General features: G+C 31.6%; 5 protein-coding genes, 2 tRNA genes and 2 rRNA genes (1 of these 9 cut by a window edge). 3 read left to right on the forward strand and 6 right to left on the reverse strand.

The window, feature by feature from the left end; all coding sequences use genetic code 11:
* Window positions 1-191: 191 nt before the first annotated feature.
* Together ACH36K_RS00665 and ACH36K_RS00670 are read right to left on the reverse strand one after the other, a co-directional pair.
* A complete protein-coding gene (locus ACH36K_RS00665) occupies window positions 192-1,421 on the reverse strand; it encodes an NlpC/P60 family protein (RefSeq protein ID WP_411169147.1) in 1,230 nt (409 codons plus the stop codon).
* A 274-nt stretch (window positions 1,422-1,695) separates the two neighbouring features.
* Entirely contained in the window at window positions 1,696-2,001 is a 306-nt protein-coding gene (locus tag ACH36K_RS00670; protein WP_411169148.1) for a hypothetical protein, read from the reverse strand.
* Window positions 2,002-2,126: 125 nt separating this feature from the next.
* On the opposite strand from ACH36K_RS00670, the gene ACH36K_RS00675 reads away from it, so the two are divergent.
* A tRNA-Pro gene (locus tag ACH36K_RS00675) sits at window positions 2,127-2,202 on the forward strand.
* A gap of 419 nt (window positions 2,203-2,621) precedes the next feature.
* Entirely contained in the window at window positions 2,622-3,263 is a 642-nt protein-coding gene (locus ACH36K_RS00680; RefSeq protein WP_322412594.1) for an HAD family phosphatase, read from the forward strand.
* Window positions 3,264-3,307: 44 nt separating this feature from the next.
* On the opposite strand, the gene ACH36K_RS00685 is transcribed toward ACH36K_RS00680, so the two are convergent.
* A complete protein-coding gene (locus ACH36K_RS00685) occupies window positions 3,308-4,054 on the reverse strand; it encodes a peptidylprolyl isomerase (RefSeq protein WP_411169149.1) in 747 nt (248 codons plus the stop codon).
* Window positions 4,055-4,230: 176 nt separating this feature from the next.
* Here ACH36K_RS00685 and bcp point away from each other — a divergent pair, with 176 nt between their 5' ends.
* A complete protein-coding gene (gene bcp / locus ACH36K_RS00690) occupies window positions 4,231-4,683 on the forward strand; it encodes a thioredoxin-dependent thiol peroxidase (protein ID WP_411169150.1) in 453 nt (150 codons plus the stop codon).
* Window positions 4,684-4,908: 225 nt separating this feature from the next.
* Here the strand turns inward: bcp and ACH36K_RS00695 are convergent.
* The 3 genes from ACH36K_RS00695 to ACH36K_RS00705 all read right to left on the reverse strand — a co-directional run.
* Window positions 4,909-4,984 (reverse strand) — tRNA-Phe (locus tag ACH36K_RS00695).
* 7 nt (window positions 4,985-4,991) lie between these two features.
* Window positions 4,992-5,108 (reverse strand): 5S ribosomal RNA (gene rrf, locus ACH36K_RS00700).
* A 55-nt stretch (window positions 5,109-5,163) separates the two neighbouring features.
* A 23S ribosomal RNA gene (locus ACH36K_RS00705) occupies window positions 5,164-6,000 on the reverse strand; it runs 2,071 nt beyond the window's last position.

Genomic DNA, 6,000 nt, shown 5'->3' on the forward strand with positions numbered 1-6,000 from the left:
TGAACCTTAGACTCTTCTTAAATATATACTTATAAGCTTTAAAACTAATCTAAATTATATCATAAAATATTATCCTATTAATATTTTATTTTTTAAATTAAATTAGTAAAAACATAATAATATATTATTATGAAAATAAACTCCGCCTAAAATAAGACGGAGTTTATAAAAATCATATAATTAACTTCTAATTAAAGTACTCTTCTAGCAGTAGTGAATGATGTAAGAGGTGAAACCTTAACTGCATCTCCTGGTTGTGGAGCATGTATATATTGTCCTCCACCTACATAAATTCCAACGTGATCTAAACCATAAGTAAATACTAGATCTCCTGGTTGTAATTCATTATATGAAACTTCACGTCCCACTCCAACCTGTGAATAAGTTGTCCTTGTTATGTCCATCCCCGCTACATTTCTATATACAAAACTAGTAAATCCTGAACAATCAAAACTACTAGGTCCTGTTGCTCCATAAACATATGGAGTACCTATATATCCATATGCAAAATCTACTATTGCATTACCTGAACTACTTGTTCCTGCATTACCTGATCCAGATCCTCTATTTGGTATACTTGCTGCTTCTTCTTGAGCTTTTAATTCCTCAACTTTAGCTGTTCCTGCATCTATTGCATTTCTAACTTCTTCAATTACGGTTGGACTCTTAAGCTGATTATCTTTAATGTTTATTAATTGGCTTATAGCACTTTGAAGAGCTGATTTATCGTTAGATGATTTTACTATTTCAAGTTGATGTTCAACTAAACCTCTTTCTGCAACAGATAAAAACTCAGCATCGAATTTTAATTGCTCAGCCTGTGCTTCTGCAATAAAACTTTCCTGCTCTGCTTTCTTAGTTTCAAATTCTGATAGAGTCTTATTAGTTTCCTCATTTATTTTAGCTATTTCATTTGATTTTTCTTCTAAAGAAGATACTTTCTCGTCTAATTTTTCTTTCTTATCTACTAAATCTGTTACTATCTTTTTATCAATACTTACAAGTCTATTAGCAGAATCTAATTTAGAAACAAGATCACCAAAACTATCAGCACTAAATAGAAGCATTAAATAACTTCCTTGTCCACCTGACTTATATAGCTCTCTTAACCTTTTTCCTAATACTTCCTCTTTTTCTGAAATTTCAGTTTTTGAATTTTCAATTTCTTTCTTTGTGTTTTGAACTTCATCCTTAATAGATTCCATTTGCTTCTTATTATTTTCAACCTTTTCAGCTAATGGTGCTATTTGTTCATTTAAACTATATATCTTACCTTGAATATCTTCTATCTTCTTATTTATTTCGTTATACTCTTGTTGATTTTTTTCTATTACCTCCTGATTTGGAGTAGCAAAAACCGGCGTGACTGAAGTTATTGTTAAAGCACCTGCTATAACAATTGATAAAATCTTCTTTTTCATAAGTGTTTGGTCCTTAGACCATCCCCCTCTCCCTATATGATTTATTACCATTATAACACTTATGGAAAGCTTGGACAATGGTAATTTTTAAAAAATGAGATATTTAGACCATGTAAATGTATACTATACATATGTAGATAAGTCTTGGTTATCCATATATAACCATGATTACCTAGTTTTCATTATAATTATATGCTATTTATAACCATCATTATTATAATTTTATAAATAAATTATTAAAAATTTATTTATAAAAAGGTATAGGAATATATTTCTATATATTCCTATACCTTTTTAAAGACTTACTTTGTACTAAAGATGAAATAGATACAATTACTATAAATAAAATTATTATATACTTAGATTGATTTGGTAAAATATAATCAGCTATTCCTAATACAACACCTAATGCTCCTATAGATATATTAAATATTCCGTTAACCTTCATAAACTTATCAATATCACTATAAACTCCACTATTGCTTAATAGCTTTTTAGTCTTTTTGCTCTTTAATGATAATAATCCCATTAATATAAAGCCTATGCTTCCCAAAATAATTACTATAGTACTTCCTCTCATTAATTTGTTCCTCCTAAATATATATAATATCTATATATATTAAAACAACAGAAAAATAATTTCAACATTTTATTTTTAAAACTGTTGACATAGCAGGTTATAATTACTATAATTATAATGTACTTCGGGGTGTGGCGCAGATGGGAGCGCGCGTGGTTTGGGACCATGAGGTCGCAGGTTCAATCCCTGTCACCCCGACCATAAAAAAATCCTCTCTATTATTGAGAGGATTTTTTATTTTATTTATTATTTCTTACTTATTAAGTATAATAATTTTTAGTTTTAAGTAAATTTTATTTTAATATTTGTATTTTAAATTATATATAGATATACTATATTAATTGCAATCCATATAGTCATTAACTTCTTTAAGTTTATCTTCAAACCCAATAGATTTACAAGAAATTAATACTATAGGAATTATTGATATATAAACACACAATATTAATATCAACATAAATCTTATCCCCTTTTCAAAATTCTAATTACAATACTTATATGAAAGAGGGGTCATAATTGTTAAAATTTTTATATACTACTAAAATAATATAAATTAACATAATATTTAACTTATTATAATATTATGTTAAATAACACTTGAAGGAGGTAGTCATAAATATATGGATAATATACAAGCAGTTATATTTGATTTAGATGGAACACTAATAGACTCAATGGGAATATGGGCTCAAATAGATGAAGAATATTTAAGTAAGTTTGGTTATAATGTTCCTGATAATCTTCAAGAAAAAATAACTCATCTTACTCTTACTGAAACAGCTATCTATTTTAAAAACAATTTTAATATAGATAGCAGCATAGAAGATATTATATCTACATGGCATGAAATGGCCTTTTATCATTATTCTAATACAATTAAACTAAAAGATGGTGTAGTAGAGTATTTAACTTTACTAAAACAAAAAGGTGTGAAAATCGCCTTAGCAACTAGTAATTCTATCCCCCTACTAGAGGTAACACTTAAGAGAAATAATATATACCACTTTTTTGATTCAATAACTACAACAGAGGAAGTAAAAAAATCAAAAGATAATCCCGATATATATTTACTATCTGCAAAAAAACTTAATGTTGATCCAAATAAATGTTTAGTTTTTGAAGACATAGTACAAGCTGTTAAAGGGGCAAAGCTTGCAGGCATGAAAGTGTTTGCTATTTATGATAAAGCATCTGAAAATCAAAAGAAAGCTTTAATAAATATAGCTGATAAATACATATTAAGCTTTAATGAATTACTATAAAAAATAAAGGAATTGACATCAATTCCTTTATTTTTTATACTTTATTATGCTCTAGTAACTACGTATTTCTTTTCTAATTCTTTAACAACATCTAAATACTTTCTTTGTTGCATTTCTTGTAGTAATGTATTTACAATTTGATCCTTAACTTCATCAAATAGCATTTCTTTACCTTCATTTTTCTCTTCAACCTTTATCAAATGATAGCCAAATTGAGTTTGAACAGAATCACTTACAACACCTATTTCTAAGTTAAATGCAGCTTCTTCAAATTCTGGAACCATCATTCCTCTACCAAAAGCTCCAAGGTTTCCTCCTTGCTCCTTAGATGGGCAAGTTGAATATTTAACAGCAGCTTCTTCAAATGTAATTTCATTTGAATCAATTTCGCTTTTAATTTTATCACAAAGTTCTTTTGAATCAACTAATATATGTTTTGCTGTAACTGTTGGCTGTTGAGTAAAAACATTCTTATTATTATTATAATAATCTAAAGCATCTTCATCTGTAACAGTAACTTCTAATAATAATTTATTTATTGTTAATTGAGTTAAAATATCTTTTTCTGCCTGTTTTACATTTTCTCTATACTCTTCTGTAGAATCCACATTTAATTCTTTACCTAGCATGTTTATTAGTTCAAAAGAAACCATTTGCTCTAATAATTGTTTTTTTGCTTCTACTGTTTTAAAATAATCTCTTCTTTCTGCTGGGTATTTCATAATTACTGCTTGTAAGTCAGACTCTTTTATTTCTCTTCCTGCTATCGTAGCCAAAATTTTATCTTCCATTAAAATATCTCCTTTAAATAAAAATTTGTTAACATAGTTAATTATACCAGAGTTTATATTAAAATATATATGATTTACTAATTTAATATAAATTTACGATTAAATTAGTATTACTTGTTGATAATAATTATTAGTAGTATTATAATTAAATAAACTTTATAAGGAGGATGTTTTTAATGGAATTAGGAAAATTAGCACCAAATTTTACACTTATGGGATCTGATGGAAAAGAACATAAATTAAGTGACTATAGAGGAAAAAAAGTAATAGTATATTTTTATCCTAAGGATAATACTCCGGGATGCTCTACAGAAGCCTGTGATTTTAGAGATAATATAACTGAAATAAGTGATTTAAATGCTATAGTTCTTGGTATAAGTAAAGATAACTTAAACTCACATAATAAATTTATTGAAAAATTTAACTTACCATTTGTTTTATTAAGTGATGAAGAAAAAGTTGTTTGCCAGCTATATGATGTTATTAAAGAAAAAAATATGTATGGTAAAAAAGTTCTAGGAATAGAAAGAAGTACTTTCATTATTGATGAAAATGGAATTCTAATAAATGAATTTAGAAAAGTTAAAGTTAAAGGTCATGTAGATGCCCTATTAGAATTTATTAAATAAAAAAGTCGCCAAGGCGAGATTGTCGAGCCGTAGACTTTTTTTAGCGCATGTGCATTTCCGAAGCTTGCCTGAGGAAAATCTTGTACGCGCACTATATTCATATTTTTACTCTTTAGGAGATAACTTTAATACCTAAATACCTTACAATAGTTATTCATAATAAATATAAAAATATAATTTCCTAAAGAGTAAAAAAGCACTAACAAATGTTAGTGCTTTTTTATCTGGTGGCTCGACCAGGAATCGAACCAGGGACACGAGGATTTTCAGTCCTCTGCTCTACCGACTGAGCTATCGAGCCATATATAACCTGGCAACGTTCTACTCTCCCACACAGTTTCCCATGCAGTACCATCGACGCTGTAGAGCTTAACTTTCCTGTTCGGAATGGAAAGGAGTGTTTCCTCTACGCCATCATCACCAGATATCAGAGTGTTCTCTGAAAATTGCACATGAATTACAGCCAAAATCTTTTAATTATTGGTCAAGCCCTCGACCTATTAGTATCAGTCAGCTAAATATGTTACCACACTTACACCTCTGACCTATCAACCTTGTGTTCTTCAAGGGGTCTTACTAGCTTATGCTATGGGAAATCTCATCTTGAGGGGGGCTTCACGCTTAGATGCTTTCAGCGTTTATCCCTTCCCGACTTAGCTACCCAGCCATGCTCTTGGCAGAACAACTGGTGCACCATAGGTCAGTCCATCCCGGTCCTCTCGTACTAAGGACAGCTCCTCTCAAATTTCCTACGCCCGCGACGGATAGGGACCGAACTGTCTCACGACGTTCTGAACCCAGCTCGCGTGCCGCTTTAATGGGCGAACAGCCCAACCCTTGGGACCTACTACAGCCCCAGGATGCGACGAGCCGACATCGAGGTGCCAAACCTCCCCGTCGATGTGGACTCTTGGGGGAGATCAGCCTGTTATCCCCGAGGTAGCTTTTATCCGTTGAGCGATGGCCCTCCCACGAGGTACCACCGGATCACTAAGCCCGACTTTCGTCCCTGCTCCACTTGTGGGTGTCGCAGTCAGGCTCCCTTCTGCCTTTGCACTCTTCGAACGATTTCCGACCGTTCTGAGGGAACCTTTGGGCGCCTCCGTTACTTTTTTGGAGGCGACCGCCCCAGTCAAACTGCCCACCTAACAATGTCCCGTCACCAGATTCATGGCGTCCGGTTAGAATCCCAATACTGTCAGGGTGGTATCCCAAGGATGACTCCACTAAGGCTGACGCCCTAGCTTCTCAGTCTCCCACCTATCCTGTACAGACAATATCGAAACTCAATGCTAAGCTACAGTAAAGCTCTACGGG

It is taken from the genome of Clostridium sp. MB05 (assembly GCF_046581255.1).
Lineage (GTDB): Bacteria > Bacillota > Clostridia > Clostridiales > Clostridiaceae > Clostridium.

Coding starts and splice junctions, on each gene's coding strand:
- ACH36K_RS00665 (WP_411169147.1), bottom strand. CDS start 1,421: ATGAAAAAGAAGATTTTATCAATTGTTATAGCAGGTGCTTTAACAATA.
- ACH36K_RS00680 (WP_322412594.1), top strand. CDS start 2,622: ATGGATAATATACAAGCAGTTATATTTGATTTAGATGGAACACTAATA.
- ACH36K_RS00685 (WP_411169149.1), bottom strand. CDS start 4,054: ATGGAAGATAAAATTTTGGCTACGATAGCAGGAAGAGAAATAAAAGAG.
- bcp (WP_411169150.1), top strand. CDS start 4,231: ATGGAATTAGGAAAATTAGCACCAAATTTTACACTTATGGGATCTGAT.
- ACH36K_RS00670 (WP_411169148.1), bottom strand. CDS start 2,001: ATGAGAGGAAGTACTATAGTAATTATTTTGGGAAGCATAGGCTTTATA.